The following is a 15,157-nucleotide window of genomic DNA, read 5'->3' on the forward strand; positions in this document are numbered from 1 at the left end:
GACTCCGTGTCCAAAAACTAGTGAGACATCACTCCTTCAGCGGTCAAGCAACCGACTTGCAGCAGCACTACCTCGGTGACGCGAATCGCCGGCGACTGCTAAAACAGGATATTCCTATACGAACAGTTTTTCGAAGTTACCTCTACTGAAGGCATCCGCTGGGCACGTTCCGTGCGCGATGCTAGCGTCCTTGGCCTCTTCCCCCGCTACCACCCACAATGGGCCTGGTGGGCCACCCGCATCCCGCTCCTCCGCGAGTTCCTCACCAGCAACCTGGTCATTGTGCTTCAAAAACACACTCACTGAGTAATGTATGTGCATTGGACATACAATGTACGTATGCCTGCAAGCACTCTTACCATTCGACTCAACCAGGATCTCAAGGACCAAGCAGCCGAAGTAGCCGAATCGTACGGCCTAGACCTATCCACGGTCGTACGCGCGTTTTTCACAGAGATGGTGCACACCAACTCGATTCCGCTCTCGCTGGACTACCGGCAGCCGAACGCGGAAAGCGAAGCGGCTCTCCTCGAAACGAAGCGAATGATTGCCGCTGGCAGCGGCTCGACGTTTACAAGCGGCCGAGAAATGATCGAAGCCGCGCTGTCGCAGGGTGAAGACTGAGCGGTCCGTTGCTGTTACGACCGCTTGAGATATTGTCTGCGGTCGAATTCCGCGAAAGACTGTAACCGATCCAGAAGATCGCTCCGATTCCCGTCTGCGGAAACGATGTCCTCCACGGCAGTTACCAGCGGAGTGAATGAGCCATCACTTTGACGAGCCACCCCAACCCCGAACCTTCGGGAATAGCGCGTATCTTCTAGCGGGCCAACCTCCCACACACTTCCGGTATTAGTGTTCAACCACGTCCCAACGATGGCCGTCATCCGCGCGATCTTTTCTGTGTCATCGGAACCGGCCGCCACCTCCTTTTCGAGCATTGCTCGGGGAAATGACTCCCCCTCACGGGTCAGAATCTCTCTCTCCGCGACCGACAGACGTGCCAGAATGTCCTCTACCTCAGATCCGTCTTCCCGCCCGTCGCTTTGTCCCCACATCGGTACCATCACCTACCACTTTTCTTGCAGTCGCACATAGTACTGTCGATGGTACAGCCCAAAACCCTAAACTACGCCGAAAGGAAAACGTCGATGACGACCACAAAACGCATCATTTTGACCATCTTTGTCATTTGCATTACTGCGCTGAACATCACCGTGGAATCCCGGTGGATGGCAATCGTCGCAACTGTCATCTTCCTCGTGCTTCTGTTTTCTCCGTTGGGCGAAAAGCTCAACGATTCCCGCGATGCTGGCAATGAGCATCGCGGGTCGGGGGCCGTCTAGTCCAGCGTCCGCACGTGGCAGGCGGTGACGACGGCGTCGCCGCCCTCGGCCGTGAGCGTCACCGCGCGCGGGCCGTCGCTTGCCGCGGTCAGGGAGGAGACGCACGTGTCACCTGCGAAGACCTCGACGGAGCCGGCATCGACAAGGACGCGAAGCGTGAGCTCGTCGTCGGGGTCGACGGGTGCTGCGCGGTAGCTGCGGGGTTCGACGGGGGCTTGTCGACGGTCGATGCCCACTCGATGCGCAAGGTCATCGTAGTAGACGAAGGTATCGGCAAGCTGCAGGCCGATGCGCTCTGCAGTGGAGGCCGCGTAGTCGAGGGTGAGCTCGATGTCGGCGCAGGTGAGATCCTCTGCAAGGGTCTTTGCGCCGGTCAACGTGAACGAGCCGAAATCTGACTCGTCGGGAAGCACCTGGCTTAGTTCGGCGGCGGGGCGGAGTGCGACCTGCAGATCGTCGAGAAGCGAAACCTCGCGCGGAACCGTGAGCTGACCGGCCCAGTTGTCCGTGCCCTGGGAGGCAACCGGATCGTCGAAGGCGCCCATCCACCCGAACATGAGGCGACGGCCGTCGGGGGCGGCAAAAGTCTGCGGGGCGTAGAAGTTCGCACCCCAGTCGAGCGGGCGGTACTCGGTGAGCGGGGTGAAGTCCTGGCCAGGAGCCCAATCGCCGACGACGTAGCCCGCGTTGTGGCCGTTGCGGTTGCGGTAGCCGTCCTTCGCGGGGCCCATCGGGCAGTAGACGAGCACCCAGTGATCGCCGAGCGGGAAGAGGTCCGGGCACTCGAGCATGTAGGCATCCGGGTTCGGATCCTGGAAGACGACGCGGTCGAACTCCCAGGTCTCGAGGTCACGGGAGACATACATCCAGACCTGGCCGCGGTGGTCTGCCGACTGCGCGCCGAAGACCATGTAGTAGCGGTCGCCTTGCTTCCACACCTTCGGGTCGCGGAAGTCAAGAAGCTCGCTCGGCCCCTCCACGACGACGCCGAGCTTTTCAAAGTGGATGCCATCCTCGCTTATCGCGCGACATTGAACCTGCAGGTTGCCGTCGGTGCCGTCCTTTCCGTTGCGCCAGCGGTGGCCGGTGTAGAAGACGTTGAGGCGACCATCAGGTCCCACGATCGCGGAGCCGGAGAAGACCCCGTCCTTGTCCTCCTCGATGGAGGGGGCAAGCGCGATCGGGTGGCGCTCCCACGTCACCAAATCGGGAGAGGAAACGTGACCCCAGTGCATCGGACCCCACTCGTCCGAATACGGGTGGTGCTGGAAGAACACGTGGTAGCGACCCTGGAAGTGGATGAGACCGTTGGGGTCGTTGATCCAACCGGCAGGTGCTGCGATGTGGAAGCGCGGGTACCAGCGGCGGTTGAGCCTTTCTGCAAGCTTCTTGTTTGCTGCCGTTGCTTTTTCAATGCGGGTGTGCATCAGGTCGTCGGTCATTGGTTCATCTCCTTAGGTTCCGAGCGGAACACCTGGAACATCTGCTGATCAACGACTCTACCGACGGGGGCGCCAATCCCCATGGCACCGGCAACAGCTATCCCACTGCCTCACGTGCAGGTTCCTGCTTCCGGGAGACCTGCCCCACCCGGACGGATCCAATAAGCCCCAGTACGAGGAAGACGAGGGCGACGAGGATCGACGTGGAGGCGGCGTGGGCGAAGGCGGTGGCGATGGAATCGGCACCCGGGAATGCGTGGATCGCGCCGCCGGCGGAGGAGGCGACGGGACCGGCGATGCTCGGGGGAAGCGTGGCGTTCAGGCGGGCGGCGAGGACCGCACCGGCGACGGCGGCGCCGAGGGCGGAGCCGAATTGGCGGACGGTGGACTGGGTTGCGGAACCGATGCCGGATTGGGAGGGGGAGACGTCGGCAAGCACGAGAGAGGTGAGCTGGGCGGAAGCGATCCCGAGACCGATGCCGTAGACCACCAGTGCGAGGGTGAGCCAACCGGTGGCGCGCTCGCCGTGGACGACCACGACGGCGGCCGCGACACCTGCGACTTCGAGGGCGAGGCCGAGGATGACCGCGCGGGCGGCACCGAGGGCGGCTGCGAGGTGGCGGGCGGAACCGCCGGCGACGAGCGCACCGATGGCCATGGCGGCGAGGACCCAGCCGGCCTGCATGATGGTGAGCTCCCGGACGTTGACGAGGTAGAGCGGGAGGATGAAGATCATCGCGAACTCGCCGGTGGCGACGGCGCCGGCGGTGAGGTTTCCCCAGGCGAAGGTGGGGAGGCGGAAAAGGCGCATGTCGAGAAGCGCGGTGTCGGGGCGGCGGGACTCCCACCAGGCGAAGATGGCGAGGAAAACGACGCCGACGAGGACGGCAAGGCGCGCGGAATCCTCGATGAGCCCGTAGACGACGGTGCCGGAACCTGCGGCGCTAAGGACGAAGCCGAGGAGGTCACGGGGCATGTCGCCACCGGCCTTTGACGTGGGAACGAAGAGGACACCGAGGGCGATGATGATGAGCCCCAGGGGGATGTTGACGAGGAAGATGTAGCGCCACGTAAACGCGGTGGTCAGCCAGCCGCCGAGGAGCGGGCCGACGGCGGCCATGCCCGCCATGACCGCGCCCCAGACACCGAAGGCGATGGCGCGGTCCTTCCCGCGGAAGGTGGCGTTGACGATGGACAGCGTCGTGGGCAGGACCATCGAGCCGCCGAGGCCCTGGACGGCGCGGGCGGCGATGAGGAGTCGTGCTGTTCCGGCAAGGGCGGCGATGAAGCTGCCAGCGATGAAGATGGCGACGCCGGTAAGGAAGATGCGGCGGCGGCCGTAGATATCGCCCAGCTTGCCGAAGGTGAGGAGGAAGGCGGCGAAGACGACGGAGTAGAGGCTGGTGACCCACTGGGCGTCGGTAAGTGTGAGGCCGAGGGATTCGATGATGCGGGGAAGGGCGACGCCGACGATGGTGCCGTCGAGGACAATGAGGCTCAGTCCGGCGGCGAGGACGCCGAGGGCGATCCACTTCTGCCCGCGCACATTTTTACGTAACATCATGTCTTACAAAATAGCGCGTTTGGCGATACGTGACAAGTTGTCACGTAAGAGGGCGGGGTACAGTGTTCTGTATGCCGAAGATCAACGCACCTACTGTCGCCGAACACCGGGCGGGCGTTCTGGACAAACTCATCACCGCCGCCGAGGAAACGCTGCGCACTGATGGAATTGCCGGACTGACCGCCAAGGTGGTGTGCGAACGCGCAGGGATCGCGCGCAACGGGCTGTACCGGTACGTCTCCTCCGTGGACGAACTGCCCGGCCTGGTCATCGGGCGCTACCTGCCGCAGTGGAACGAGGCGATCACGACGGCGGTGGCTGAACACTCCTCGCCCCGCGAGAGGCTGCTCGCCTGGGTGAGCGCATCGCTCGAGCAGGCCGCAACGACCGGGCACGGGTGGCTTATGAACTTGCCGGTAACTCCCCACACCAGCGATGCTGTGGACCAGGCGCACGGGGAACTCATGGGGACGGTGCGCACAGAGTGGGAGGCGCTGTGCCCTTCGCACGCTGACGGGTTGACGTCTGCGACAATCGCCTTGGTGAGCAACGGGTTCACGCAGCTGGAGCGCGGCGTCCCCGCCGCCGAGGTGGAGACCGTCATCCGGGGCAGCGTGGAGGCCATGGTGGAGGCGTTCGGCGCGTAGTACTCCACCGCAGAAGTACGTACACGTTTTCCACACTTACCCAGTCGGCTAATTTCTCTTTCCAGGTAGCTCCCATTTTGTTGCCATAAGGCAAGGTCATTTTTTCTACGATAAACAAAACCGTTAACAGTTTCATAGCAATCTAGATATTTAATGGGAAAAAACATCGGCGTCTTCTTATCATGGAATTACGAAGGAAAACTATTTGTCCATTGCGCTAGGCCACGCCCGGGTGGGTCCCGCGCATAATCACTACCCGAGCATTAGTTCGTGTGCAGCGCGCATTTTGCTTTAAGGAGACGAAATGAGACAGACCGTTCTAATCCTCCTGGCGATCATTTGCATCATCGGAGTCGTATGTTCCGGATTCATGAGCGTAACCGATACCCAGCCTGCAATTGCTGTGTACGGGGCGATCGCGGGGAAGATCGCTTTCCCCATCTTTTTCCTTATCTTCCTCTTTGATTACCTCAGCGTTAAGAAGGAAAACGCCCGCCTCAAGTCCGAAATCGCATAGCGATCTTCCAGCGGGTGGGGCGTTTCCGACTCTAAAAGAGCTTGATATCTACGTAGGAATCAGGACACAGCGTTTCCACCGCACACACCATTGCCATGAGTACAGGTGGCAAACCACCCAGCTCGAAGCGCGGGCGCATGAACGAAAAGCGAAAAGTCTGTGTGCTCCGTCCGAGCAGATTGCCGACGAAACTGCCCGGATTGCTCGGTGCACACGGGGTGAGGCTCACGTTTGCGCACAGGCCAGTTTGTTCCGCCATCGCCAGCGCCTCTTCGAGTTTCCCGCCCATCTTCTCTTCAGACGAACACGTGAAAGTGCCAACAGCCGGGACACAGCACGGGCCCCACGCAGGGGTTAGGGCAAGACCTAGATCGGTGGACGAGAATACTGGCACCACCAGCTCCCTTTTCCCCTCAACCCCCGAAAAGTCCTGGTAGGCCGCGAGCAGCTGGAGCATCTGTGCGATGGGATAGCCGCTGTCAATCCCCACCTGAAACCAGACCGCAGGCTTGTCGCCGTGATGTTCGGAGAGGTCTGTGGCAAAGCCGGCGTCGTTAAGATCCCACCGAAAGCCCATCAGCTCGGTGTACTGCTGGATGAACAGGACAGGATCCGGTACATCTACGTGCTCTTCTAGGTAGAGGTTAGCCAAGGCCGGACGCGCATAATGTGCCATATCACCCTGCCTTACCGTGAAAAAAGGGAGGTCCTTGGCGGACCTCCCTTCGCGTGTTTACTTATTCAGGCGAGCTTTTTGCTTCTCCCACTCGTCCCATAGTTCCTTGGGCACGCGGTCACCGAGGTGCTCGAGCCACTGCTCGTTGTCCTCGATGTCGGCACGCCACTTTTCGACGGGGGCGGTCAGGGACTCGCGGATGTCGTCCTCCTCGTAGTCCAGGCCGGTGAGGTCCAGGTCCTCGAAGCGGGCGGTGAGCCCTGCCGGGGTCTCGTCGGCCTCGACCTCGCCCTCGATGCGCTGGGTGATCCACTTGAGCACACGGGAGTTGTCGCCGAATCCCGGCCACAGGAAGCGGCCGTCCTCGCCGCGGCGGAACCAGTTAACAAGGTAGATGCGCGGCAGGTTGGCACCTTCCTTCTTGCCGATCTCCAGCCAGTGAGCCAGGTAGTCACCGACGTTGTAGCCGATGAACGGGAGCATCGCCATCGGGTCGTGGCGCAGCGCACCAACCTCGCCCTCGGCGGCGGCGGTCTGGCCGGAGGCCAGCAGCGCGCCGGTCAGGACACCGTGCTTCCAGTCGCGGGTCTCGGAGACGAGCGGGACAGTGTCGGGGCGGCGGCCACCAAAGAGGATGGCGGACACCGGCACGCCCTTCGGGTCATGGAATTCCTGCGCCGCCACCGGGCACTGATCCAGCGGGACGGTGTAGCGGGAGTTCGGGTGGGCGGCGGCCACGCCGGATTCGGGGGTCCAGTCGTTACCGTGCCAGTCGATAAGGTGGGCCGGCGGCTCCTTGGTCATACCCTCCCACCAGACGTCGCCGTCGTCGGTAAGCGCAACGTTGGTGAACAGCGTGTTGCCCGGCTCCATCGACTTCATGGCGTTGGGGTTGGAATCGTAGCTCGTGCCGGGCGCGACGCCGAAGAAGCCGTTTTCCGGGTTGACGGCGTAGAGGCGACCGTCCTCGCCGAAGTGCATCCAGGCGATGTCATCGCCGACGACCTCGGCGGTCCAGCCCTCGAGCGTCGGGGTGATCATGGCGAGGTTGGTCTTGCCACATGCCGACGGGAAAGCGCCGGTGATGTAGTAGTCCTTACCCTCCGGGGAGGTGAGCTTCAAAATGAGCATGTGCTCTGCCATCCAACCCTCATCGCGAGCCATGACGGAGGCGATGCGTAGCGCGTAGCACTTCTTGGCCAGGATGGCGTTGCCGCCGTAGCCGGAGCCGAAGGACCAGATCTCACGGGTATCCGGGAACTGCGTGATGTACTTGGTGTCATTGCACGGCCACGCAACGTCCTCCTCGCCCTCCTCGAGCGGGGCGCCGACAGAGTGGAAGCAGTGGACGAAGTCGCCGTCGTCGCCAATCTTCTCCAGCGCCTCGGCACCCATGCGGGTCATGATGCCCATGGACAAGACGACGTAGGCGGAGTCGGTGAGCTGGACGCCGAGCTTCGGTGCCGGATCCGTGATCGGGCCCATGCAGAACGGCACGACGTACATCGTGCGGCCCTTCATGGAGCCACGGTAATGTTCCGTCATCTCCGCGCGCATCTTCTTGGGGTCTACCCAGTGGTTAGTGGGGCCCGCGCCGTTCGGGTCCTCGGTGCAGATGAAGGTGCGTGACTCGACGCGAGCGACATCGCTGGGGTTGGAACGGGCGAGGAAGCTATTCGGGCGCTTTTCCTCGTTCAACTTGGTGAGCGTTCCTTTTTCCACCAGCTCGCTGGTCAGACGATCCCACTCCTCGCGGGAACCGTCACAGAACTGGACCTCGTCCGGCTCGAACAACTTCACGGCCTCGACGATCCACTGGATGAGATCGACATTGTTGGTAGGGGCTGTCCCCTTAAGCCCTGGGATGGTGGGTGCAGTCATCTACATCTCCTAAATCCGGTAACACTTTATAACCCCAACACTACCACCTGTCATAACCAGTCTTAGGCACCGTCCCACATCTCTTTGTTCCACACCCTGGAATGCCCCTCAAAATCGGTATGTGCCACCTGATCTACTGTTCCGTCCCCGTCCAGATCTGCAAAAACTAGGATGCCGTCATCGGAGTAAAAAGTCGCCTCACCACCGAAAGCATTCGGAATTTCGAAGTGATCCCCATCCATGAAAAAATCCAACATATCGTCCATTTGGTTACCCCTGTACTAGGTTCTCCGCCCAGGCCTTCCCCGGGCTTTTTGCTTGTCGACGACTCCGTCTCACCCCGTACAACACACCCGCGAGCGCTGCCGCCACGGCGACGGGCAGCATCCGCGACAGGCCGACGGCCACGATGACGCTGACAATGATCGGCTCCCACAGCGTGCGGCGGCGAAACCGCGCCGTGGCCATGCGCGACACCGGCACCGGTGGCAGCGGCACGGCCGGGGGGCGCTGGCACGCCTGGGCAATTGCCTCGGGCAGGCCGTGACGCGCGACAACCACCCAGTCATCGAGGCCCGGCGGCGGCGGGGCGGTGACAACAAGGCGCCCGATGGCCGCGAAACACTCCGCGAGGATCTCGCGATCACCGGCCTCCCAGCCGTTCGGACCAGCGACGGCGACGCAGACATCCGCGCCCTTGTCCGGCCCCGCGACGACATCGAAACCGGGGAGGTCAACGTGGCCGTGGCCGACGACGCACACGCGTACTCCCACGCTCGTTCCTCGCGCCCACGCTCGTTGCTCGCGTGGGCGTGGGAGGTGCGTCGCTGGCACATTAGCATGCGGATATTGACGGGCGGTGTGGGTAACCTCGCGGGCCAAGGCTTGCTCGCGGGCGTGGGGGAGGTTGACCGCATCGATGGCCTGCTGGACGTCGGCAATGCTCGCGCAGACGACAATGGGAAACGGACCGACCTGCATCCGCGCGCGCATGCGACCCGTGACGCGCTCGGTGACGAGAACCCCCACATCAATGCCCGGCTGAGTGAGCGGCCAGGCGGCGTGCACCACGGTGGCACCGCAGACTGGAACCTCCAGTGCCGCCACCGGCGAGGTGACCGCCACCCGCGGCGGACCCGACAGGCGCGCCAACGAACGCTCCACCGCGCGACGCGCCGGACACCCCGGCGGACGGGTGGCTAACCAGGCACGACAGGTGCTTTCCAGATCCCCCATCGACAACCCCCTTTGTAGCTTTCCCCCATTGTCCGTCAGGCCACAGCCGCGCGCAAATTGAAAAATCACCCCCAGACAGGAACAATAAACTGCGCTATGACTGATTTTGATAGGAAAATGCAGTCCACCTTTGACGATGGACTAGACTACCCGCGGCTCGGCTCCGTCAGCTTCCGCCGCGGCACACTGACAGACAACCAGGCCACCACCTGGGAGACACACTGGCCCACCTACGGGCGCGAATTGGCCGACGAAGAGATCGATATTGAGGAATGGTTCGGGCGGAAAGACCACCCCACCATCCTCGAGATCGGCTCCGGCACCGGCACCTCCACCGCCGCCATGGCGCCGCTGGAACCCTCGTACAACATCATCGCCGTGGAGATCTACAAGCCGGGGCTGGCGAAGCTGTTGGGCGCCATCGTGCGGGAAGACATCCCCAACATCCGCATGGTGCGCGGCGACGGCGTCGAAGTGCTCAACCGGATGATCCCCGACGGGGCGCTCGCCGGCGTACGCATCTTCTTCCCCGACCCGTGGCCCAAAGCCCGCCACCACAAGCGTCGCATCATCCAATCCGGCACGCTGCGGCTTTTGGCCGACAAGCTGCGCCCCGGCGGCGTGCTCCACGTCGCCACGGACCACGCGGACTATGCTGCCTGGATTTCCGAACTGACTAACGTAGAACCAAGCCTAGAATTCATGGGCTGGCCGTGGGAGGATGCCCCCATCCTCACCGACCGACAAGTAATCACAAAATTTGAAGGTAAAGGCCTCCGCCAGGAGCACACCATTACGGAATTCCTGTGGAGGAAACGTTCATAATGCACGATATCGAAATTCCACACCATTACACCCCCGGCGCTGAGCCCGGCCCGCCCGACTACCTGCTCGTCTGGGATGCCCCCAACGTGGACATGGGGCTGGGCTCCATCCTCGGCGGGCGGCCCACCTCGGCGTACCGGCCACGGTTTGATGCGATCGGCCGGTGGCTCCTGAAGCGGGCAGAGCAGCTGGGTGAGGACATCGAGCCTGAGGCGACTGTGTTCACCAACGTCGCACCCGGCGGCGCAGAAGTCATGCGCTCGTGGGTGGAGGCGCTGCGCAACGTCGGCTTCGCCGTGTTTGCCAAGCCCAAGTCCGAGGAAGACTCCGACGTCGACCCGGACATGCTGGCACATATCCGCCGCCGCCACACCGAAGGCGTACTGCGTGGGGTTGTCGTCGCCAGCGCCGACGGCCAGAACTTCCGCGAGCTCCTTCTTGAGCTTGCCGACGAAGGCATCCCCGCCACAGTGATTGGTTTCCACGAGCACGCATCGTGGGCTGTCACGGCCGAGAACATCGAGTTTGTCGACCTGGAGGAGATCCCCGGCGTGTTCCGCGAACCGCTGCCGCGCATCTCCCTCGACGCGCTGCCGGAGGAAGGTGCCTGGCTGCAGCCATTCCGCCCGCTTTCTGCGCTCCTCACCGGACGCAACGCACACCACGCGGAGGATTAACGCATGTTCTACCGCTGGGGACTTTTCGCATACAAGCATCGGCGCGTGGTGCCCATCGTCGTCGTCGCTTTCATCGTCCTCCTGTTCGCGCTTGCAGGCACGCAGCTCGGCGAGCGGATGAGCCAGGAGGGCTGGGACGACCCGAACTCCTCGTCCACGCAGGCCGCCGTCGTCGAACAGGAGATCTACGGGCGCGACAACCAGGGCGACGTGATCCTGCTCGTCACCGCACCGGAGGGGAAGACCGTCGACGACCCGACGCTGTACAAATCCATGGCGGCGGAGGTGGAAAAGCTCAAGGCCAACCCCGAGGTGGAGACGGTCACCAGCTACTTCACCACGCTCAACCCGAACCTCGCCACGAAGGACAAGTCCATCGCGTTTGTGGCCATCGGGCTGGCCGGCGACGGGGAACAGACCCTGAAGGACTTCCGCGCCATCGCCGACCAGCTGCCCACCGAGGTCGCCGGCGCCGATGTGCAGGTGGCCGGTGCCACTGCTGTTGCCGACGCTTTGGACAAGGGAATGAGCAGTGACATTTCCCGCGCCGAGGTTGTGGCGCTGCCCGCCGTCGGCGTGCTGCTCCTCATCGTGTTCGGCTCCGTCGTCGCCGCGTCCATGCCCCTGCTTGTTGGCATCTTGTCCATCATGGGCTCACTCGGCATCCTCTCGCTCATCGCCACCGTGGCCCAGGTCAACGTGTTCGCGCAGTCCGTGGTCACACTGCTGGGACTCGGCCTGGCGATCGACTACGGTCTGTTCCTCGTGTCCCGCTTTAGGGAAGAAATGGCCGACTCCGTCGGCCATGACGAGGATCGAATTGAACATGCGGTGGGCATCACCGTGTCCACGGCGGGCAAGACCGTCGTCTTCTCGGCGGCCATGGTTGCCGTCGCGCTGAGCGGACTGTTCATCTTCCCGCAGGCGTTTTTGAAGTCCGTGGCCTACGGCGCGATCTCCGCCGTCGGGCTCGCCGCAGTGCTGTCGATTACGGTGTTGCCGTCGATCTTCGGCATGCTGGGGAAGAACATCGACAAGTGGTCGATCCGGAAGACGAAGGGCTCCACCACACACTGGGCGCAGACGTTCTGGGCGCGGATCCCCACGTGGGCGATGAAGCACTCCAAGCTCGTCACCGTCGCCATCGTCGCCGTGCTGCTGGGCCTCACGCTGCCGCTGGGCGGCATCAAATTCGGCGGCATCAACGAAACGTACCTGCCGCCGAACAACTCCGTGCGGGCCGCGCAGGAAGAATTCGACGAGACGTTCTCCATGCGCACCGACCCCGTCAAACTCGTGGTAGAAAACGCCACACCGCAACAGCTCGCGGACGTATTCGTCCAGGCCAATAAGGTAGAGGGGCTGACGGGAAGGTTCGGGGCCAAACCGACCGTCGACAAGACGACCGTACTAACCGCAGGGATAGCCGACCGCAAGGATAATGCCTACGTCGTTGACCAGCTGAGAAACATTGACGTGCCGGAGGGCGTGACCGTCCACATCGGCGGAACCCCCGCGCTCGAGGTCGAATCCATCGAAGCGCTGCTGGGCAAACTGCCCTGGATGGCGCTGTACATCGTTGCTGCGACGTTCATTTTGCTGTCTTTGATTTTCGGATCCGTCATCCTGCCCGCCAAGGCCGTCATCATGAACATCCTCGGGCTCGGCGCCACACTGGGCATTTTGACGTTGATGTTCGTCGACGGGTTCGGCGCGGGACTGCTCGGCTACACGCCGGGGCCGCTCATGTCGCCGGTGCTCGTGCTGATCGTCGCGATCGTCTACGGCCTATCCACCGACTACGAGGTATTCCTCTTGTCGCGCATGGTGGAAGCGCGCGAAAACGGCTCCGACACTGACACCTCCATCCGGTACGGCACCGCCCACACCGGCTTCATCATCACCGCCGCCGCCGTCATCATGATCGTCGTCTGCGGCGCCTTCGGATTCTCCGAAATCGTCATGATGAAATACATCGCCTTCGGCATGATCGCCGCCCTCTTCCTGGACGCGACAATCATCCGCATGCTGCTCGTCCCCGCCGTCATGCACATGCTGCGCGACGACTGCTGGTGGGCGCCCCGCTGGGTGAAGAAAGCCTCCGCTGCGCTGGGGCACAACAGTTCCGCCGACGGTCCCCCGACCCAGCAGCTCAACGTCGCCGACCTCATCGCCCGCCTTGAAAACGAATAAGTACCTCCAGCTGGTCATCTCGCTCGCGGTCCTCGCCGCAGCGGTGTGGTTTTTCCGCGACCAGCTGGGGTTCTTCCGCTCAGGCATTGCCTCGCTGCGCACGGCCTCCCCGCTGCCGCTGGTGCTGGCCGTCTGCTCGGCGCTGCTCACGCTCGTGGCGATGGGGCTCGTCATGCACACACTGCTCAGATCCGCAGGCGTTGACGTGCGACGACGCGCCACCGTTGTGTTGACGTTCATCGGCAACGCATGGTCCACCACCTTCCCCGGCGGCGGGGCGCTATCGGCCGCCTACCAGTACAACACGCAACGCTCCTGGGGGGCCTCGCGGCTCGTGTGCGGCTGGTTCATCGTCTTCTCCGGCACACTGTCCAATGTGTGGCTCGCCGGCCTCGGCATCGCCGCCATCGTGTTGACAGGTGCCTCCATCTCCCTGACCTCGCTGTTTGTCACCCTCGCGGTGCTCGTGGCGTTGTCCGTGGTGGTTTATGTGGTCTCGCTCAAGCACCCCCGGCTTGCCGACGTCCGCATCTCGGCGTCTTCTTTCTTCCTCGCCGCCGTCCTGTCCCTGGCCAACCGGCTTTTCGACGTCCTCACGCTCACCCTGTGCCTGTGGGCCGTCGACGCCACCCCCAGCATCTTCGGCGTGCTGCTTGCCTACGCCGCCGCGAAAATCGCCGGTGCCGTCCCCGTCACCCCCGGTGGATTGGGCCCTGTGGAGGCGGCCATGGTGGCCGCGTTTGTGTCCACGGGCGTGGATGCCACCACCGCCGCCGCGGCCGTGGTGGCCTACCGGATCATCAGCTTTGCGCTGATGACCGTCATCGGCTGGATTATCTACATCCCCAAAAGCTGGGGCTGGTGCTCACGCACCCAGCCGTAGGCGATGGTAAGAAGCATCGCCAAGCCCGTCACACCCGCGAAAATGTAGGCTATCGGGCGGATGATCTCCATGTCCTCCGAGGAACCGTTTTCATCCTTGCGCTGCACCTTAGGATCCTGCCCCTTGGCCAGCATCTGGCAGTTCTCAAGCGACCGCTGCAGCGAGTGGGTGCCGAGAGCCTTCGATGCCCGGGTGCGCTCCGCGTCCGCCTTCTTATTCAGCGCCTGCGCCACAGCCTTGACTGAATCAGAGTAAGCGGAGGAAATGAGGAACGCGTCCAGATCGCCCGTCTCCGCCTTGTAATGCTCGTCGATCTTCCTCTTCAACACCGCATATTCGGGTGCCACTGAGGAAACATCACCGGACGATAAAACCTCAGCCACCTGAGCGTCGGAAAGCTCAATAGGAGCAAACGTTGCAGGCTCGGTGACCTTTTCAGGAGCCTTGATAAACCAGCGCATATCATCGGCCTTAAAAGTGAGCGAAACCCCATCGACCGACGCCGTCAAACCATCAATCGCCTTCATCAACTCTTTACGATGCGGCGCAAAAGCCAGCAACGGATCCAGCGGAGACTGCGCACGGTACTTCTCCACCGCCGCCACGTTCGCCTTCTGCTCCGGATGCTGCGCAAACAGGATCGACTGCAGAGTCTCCGCGAGATTATTCGCACTATCGGTGGGACTTGCCAAATACGCATTAATAGCGTCCTGATCCGCCTGCTTCACCTGGATGGTGCAGGTGCCATTCGAATACTGCTCCGTGTACTCCGCTGCAGCCTGCGGCGCCACCAGCGCGGACAAACCAAGAGCCGCAACCGTAGCAGACGTGACAATCTTTTTCATAAGCCTAACAATAGCGGGTACACTTTTCGCATGTCTAACTCTAAAGCCTTGGCCGCAGATATCGCCTCCATCCTCGCCTTTGCACTGCTCGCGCGCATCGCCCACAACTCCCCCGAACTGCCGCTCAGCTTCGTCGGCTGGCTCGACACCGCCTGGCCGTTCGTCACCGGCATCATCCTCGGCTGGATCCTGACGCTGTGGCGCTCCTGGGCACCATTGAAGGTGACACCCGGCGGCGTGGCGATCTGGCTGGTCACCGTCGTGACCGGGCTTGGCATCTGGGGCATCCGGCACGCCGCGTTCCCCCACTGGTCATTTATCGTCGTGGCAAGCTCCATGTCCGCACTGTTCCTTTTGGGGTGGCGCGCTGTGGCTAAGCGATTCTTGTAATTTCGGGGGTAGTGTACCCCCTATTTGTCATGCGA

At 62.6% G+C, this 15,157-nt stretch carries 18 protein-coding genes; 9 read left to right on the forward strand and 9 right to left on the reverse strand.

The features are described 5' to 3' along the window. Positions 1 to 114: 114 nt before the first annotated feature. Positions 115 to 303, reverse strand: coding sequence for a hypothetical protein (locus HMPREF3044_RS13595; RefSeq protein ID WP_168167232.1), 189 nt, complete (start codon positions 301 to 303; stop codon positions 115 to 117). Between the two features lie 36 nt (positions 304 to 339). On the opposite strand from HMPREF3044_RS13595, the gene HMPREF3044_RS02050 reads away from it, so the two are divergent. Next, positions 340 to 624 carry a type II toxin-antitoxin system RelB/DinJ family antitoxin gene (locus HMPREF3044_RS02050; RefSeq protein ID WP_005388321.1) on the forward strand — a complete coding sequence of 95 codons (285 nt, stop codon included), beginning with the start codon at positions 340 to 342 and terminating at the stop codon, positions 622 to 624. Between the two features lie 14 nt (positions 625 to 638). On the opposite strand, the gene HMPREF3044_RS02055 is transcribed toward HMPREF3044_RS02050, so the two are convergent. Then, positions 639 to 1,058 carry a hypothetical protein gene (locus HMPREF3044_RS02055; protein WP_231285985.1) on the reverse strand — a complete coding sequence of 140 codons (420 nt, stop codon included), beginning with the start codon at positions 1,056 to 1,058 and terminating at the stop codon, positions 639 to 641. Between the two features lie 93 nt (positions 1,059 to 1,151). On the opposite strand from HMPREF3044_RS02055, the gene HMPREF3044_RS02060 reads away from it, so the two are divergent. Beyond that, the gene (locus HMPREF3044_RS02060; RefSeq protein ID WP_231285984.1) at positions 1,152 to 1,346 is read left to right on the forward strand and encodes a hypothetical protein; all 195 of its coding nucleotides are present in this window, start codon (positions 1,152 to 1,154) and stop codon (positions 1,344 to 1,346) included. Here HMPREF3044_RS02060 and HMPREF3044_RS02065 read toward each other — a convergent pair. Together HMPREF3044_RS02065 and HMPREF3044_RS02070 are read right to left on the reverse strand one after the other, a co-directional pair. Continuing rightward, entirely contained in the window at positions 1,343 to 2,788 is a 1,446-nt protein-coding gene (locus HMPREF3044_RS02065; protein WP_070739089.1) for a glycoside hydrolase family 32 protein, read from the reverse strand. The two genes, HMPREF3044_RS02060 and HMPREF3044_RS02065, sit on opposite strands and share 4 nt — an antisense overlap. A gap of 97 nt (positions 2,789 to 2,885) precedes the next feature. Continuing rightward, the gene (locus tag HMPREF3044_RS02070; protein WP_070739091.1) at positions 2,886 to 4,352 is read right to left on the reverse strand and encodes an MFS transporter; all 1,467 of its coding nucleotides are present in this window, start codon (positions 4,350 to 4,352) and stop codon (positions 2,886 to 2,888) included. Positions 4,353 to 4,423: 71 nt separating this feature from the next. Here HMPREF3044_RS02070 and HMPREF3044_RS02075 point away from each other — a divergent pair, with 71 nt between their 5' ends. After that, entirely contained in the window at positions 4,424 to 4,999 is a 576-nt protein-coding gene (locus HMPREF3044_RS02075) for a TetR/AcrR family transcriptional regulator (RefSeq protein ID WP_070739093.1), read from the forward strand. Between the two features lie 304 nt (positions 5,000 to 5,303). Continuing rightward, positions 5,304 to 5,516, forward strand: coding sequence for a hypothetical protein (locus HMPREF3044_RS02080; RefSeq protein WP_070739095.1), 213 nt, complete (start codon positions 5,304 to 5,306; stop codon positions 5,514 to 5,516). 31 nt (positions 5,517 to 5,547) lie between these two features. On the opposite strand, the gene HMPREF3044_RS02085 is transcribed toward HMPREF3044_RS02080, so the two are convergent. The 4 genes from HMPREF3044_RS02085 to HMPREF3044_RS02100 all read right to left on the reverse strand — a co-directional run bounded on the left by HMPREF3044_RS02085 (position 5,548) and on the right by HMPREF3044_RS02100 (position 9,309). Further along, on the reverse strand, positions 5,548 to 6,192 hold the full coding sequence (locus HMPREF3044_RS02085) for a hypothetical protein (RefSeq protein ID WP_070739096.1): 645 nt from the start codon (positions 6,190 to 6,192) through the stop codon (positions 5,548 to 5,550). A gap of 57 nt (positions 6,193 to 6,249) precedes the next feature. Next, positions 6,250 to 8,073: a phosphoenolpyruvate carboxykinase (GTP) gene (locus tag HMPREF3044_RS02090; RefSeq protein WP_070739098.1), complete on the reverse strand. Its 1,824-nt coding sequence runs from the start codon at positions 8,071 to 8,073 to the stop codon at positions 6,250 to 6,252. Positions 8,074 to 8,135: 62 nt separating this feature from the next. Further along, complete coding sequence (locus HMPREF3044_RS02095; protein ID WP_005388298.1) at positions 8,136 to 8,339, reverse strand: hypothetical protein; 204 nt, start codon at positions 8,337 to 8,339, stop codon at positions 8,136 to 8,138. A 4-nt stretch (positions 8,340 to 8,343) separates the two neighbouring features. Continuing rightward, positions 8,344 to 9,309, reverse strand: coding sequence for a hypothetical protein (locus HMPREF3044_RS02100; protein WP_246820846.1), 966 nt, complete (start codon positions 9,307 to 9,309; stop codon positions 8,344 to 8,346). 96 nt (positions 9,310 to 9,405) lie between these two features. Here HMPREF3044_RS02100 and trmB point away from each other — a divergent pair, with 96 nt between their 5' ends. From trmB to HMPREF3044_RS02120, 4 genes are read left to right on the forward strand one after another with little or no spacing between them, the layout of a single operon-like run. Beyond that, positions 9,406 to 10,134 carry a tRNA (guanosine(46)-N7)-methyltransferase TrmB gene (gene trmB, locus HMPREF3044_RS02105; protein WP_070739101.1) on the forward strand — a complete coding sequence of 243 codons (729 nt, stop codon included), beginning with the start codon at positions 9,406 to 9,408 and terminating at the stop codon, positions 10,132 to 10,134. Further along, positions 10,134 to 10,811, forward strand: coding sequence for an NYN domain-containing protein (locus HMPREF3044_RS02110; RefSeq protein WP_005388292.1), 678 nt, complete (start codon positions 10,134 to 10,136; stop codon positions 10,809 to 10,811). The genes trmB and HMPREF3044_RS02110 overlap by 1 nt, the downstream gene beginning before the upstream one ends. Before the next feature lie 3 nt (positions 10,812 to 10,814). Continuing rightward, the gene (locus HMPREF3044_RS02115) at positions 10,815 to 13,004 is read left to right on the forward strand and encodes an MMPL family transporter (RefSeq protein ID WP_070739103.1); all 2,190 of its coding nucleotides are present in this window, start codon (positions 10,815 to 10,817) and stop codon (positions 13,002 to 13,004) included. Beyond that, positions 12,991 to 13,887, forward strand: coding sequence for a lysylphosphatidylglycerol synthase transmembrane domain-containing protein (locus HMPREF3044_RS02120; protein ID WP_070739105.1), 897 nt, complete (start codon positions 12,991 to 12,993; stop codon positions 13,885 to 13,887). Before HMPREF3044_RS02115 ends, HMPREF3044_RS02120 begins: the two co-directional genes overlap by 14 nt. Here the strand turns inward: HMPREF3044_RS02120 and HMPREF3044_RS02125 are convergent. Further along, the gene (locus HMPREF3044_RS02125; protein WP_070739107.1) at positions 13,842 to 14,732 is read right to left on the reverse strand and encodes a hypothetical protein; all 891 of its coding nucleotides are present in this window, start codon (positions 14,730 to 14,732) and stop codon (positions 13,842 to 13,844) included. The genes HMPREF3044_RS02120 and HMPREF3044_RS02125 overlap by 46 nt on opposite strands. A 30-nt stretch (positions 14,733 to 14,762) precedes the next feature. On the opposite strand from HMPREF3044_RS02125, the gene HMPREF3044_RS02130 reads away from it, so the two are divergent. Further along, on the forward strand, positions 14,763 to 15,122 hold the full coding sequence (locus HMPREF3044_RS02130) for a DUF3054 domain-containing protein (RefSeq protein ID WP_005393305.1): 360 nt from the start codon (positions 14,763 to 14,765) through the stop codon (positions 15,120 to 15,122). Positions 15,123 to 15,157: the final 35 nt, after the last annotated feature.

Origin of the sequence: Corynebacterium sp. HMSC073D01 (assembly GCF_001815555.1) — a bacterium.
In the GTDB taxonomy this organism is placed as follows: Bacteria; Actinomycetota; Actinomycetes; order Mycobacteriales; family Mycobacteriaceae; genus Corynebacterium; species Corynebacterium glucuronolyticum.

Coding starts and splice junctions, on each gene's coding strand:
- HMPREF3044_RS02050 (WP_005388321.1), top strand. CDS start 340: ATGCCTGCAAGCACTCTTACCATTCGACTCAACCAGGATCTCAAGGAC.
- HMPREF3044_RS02055 (WP_231285985.1), bottom strand. CDS start 1,058: ATGTGGGGACAAAGCGACGGGCGGGAAGACGGATCTGAGGTAGAGGAC.
- HMPREF3044_RS02060 (WP_231285984.1), top strand. CDS start 1,152: ATGACGACCACAAAACGCATCATTTTGACCATCTTTGTCATTTGCATT.
- HMPREF3044_RS02065 (WP_070739089.1), bottom strand. CDS start 2,788: ATGACCGACGACCTGATGCACACCCGCATTGAAAAAGCAACGGCAGCA.
- HMPREF3044_RS02070 (WP_070739091.1), bottom strand. CDS start 4,352: ATGATGTTACGTAAAAATGTGCGCGGGCAGAAGTGGATCGCCCTCGGC.
- HMPREF3044_RS02075 (WP_070739093.1), top strand. CDS start 4,424: ATGCCGAAGATCAACGCACCTACTGTCGCCGAACACCGGGCGGGCGTT.
- HMPREF3044_RS02080 (WP_070739095.1), top strand. CDS start 5,304: ATGAGACAGACCGTTCTAATCCTCCTGGCGATCATTTGCATCATCGGA.
- HMPREF3044_RS02085 (WP_070739096.1), bottom strand. CDS start 6,192: ATGGCACATTATGCGCGTCCGGCCTTGGCTAACCTCTACCTAGAAGAG.
- HMPREF3044_RS02090 (WP_070739098.1), bottom strand. CDS start 8,073: ATGACTGCACCCACCATCCCAGGGCTTAAGGGGACAGCCCCTACCAAC.
- HMPREF3044_RS02095 (WP_005388298.1), bottom strand. CDS start 8,339: ATGGACGATATGTTGGATTTTTTCATGGATGGGGATCACTTCGAAATT.
- HMPREF3044_RS02100 (WP_246820846.1), bottom strand. CDS start 9,309: ATGGGGGATCTGGAAAGCACCTGTCGTGCCTGGTTAGCCACCCGTCCG.
- trmB (WP_070739101.1), top strand. CDS start 9,406: ATGACTGATTTTGATAGGAAAATGCAGTCCACCTTTGACGATGGACTA.
- HMPREF3044_RS02110 (WP_005388292.1), top strand. CDS start 10,134: ATGCACGATATCGAAATTCCACACCATTACACCCCCGGCGCTGAGCCC.
- HMPREF3044_RS02115 (WP_070739103.1), top strand. CDS start 10,815: ATGTTCTACCGCTGGGGACTTTTCGCATACAAGCATCGGCGCGTGGTG.
- HMPREF3044_RS02125 (WP_070739107.1), bottom strand. CDS start 14,732: ATGAAAAAGATTGTCACGTCTGCTACGGTTGCGGCTCTTGGTTTGTCC.
- HMPREF3044_RS02130 (WP_005393305.1), top strand. CDS start 14,763: ATGTCTAACTCTAAAGCCTTGGCCGCAGATATCGCCTCCATCCTCGCC.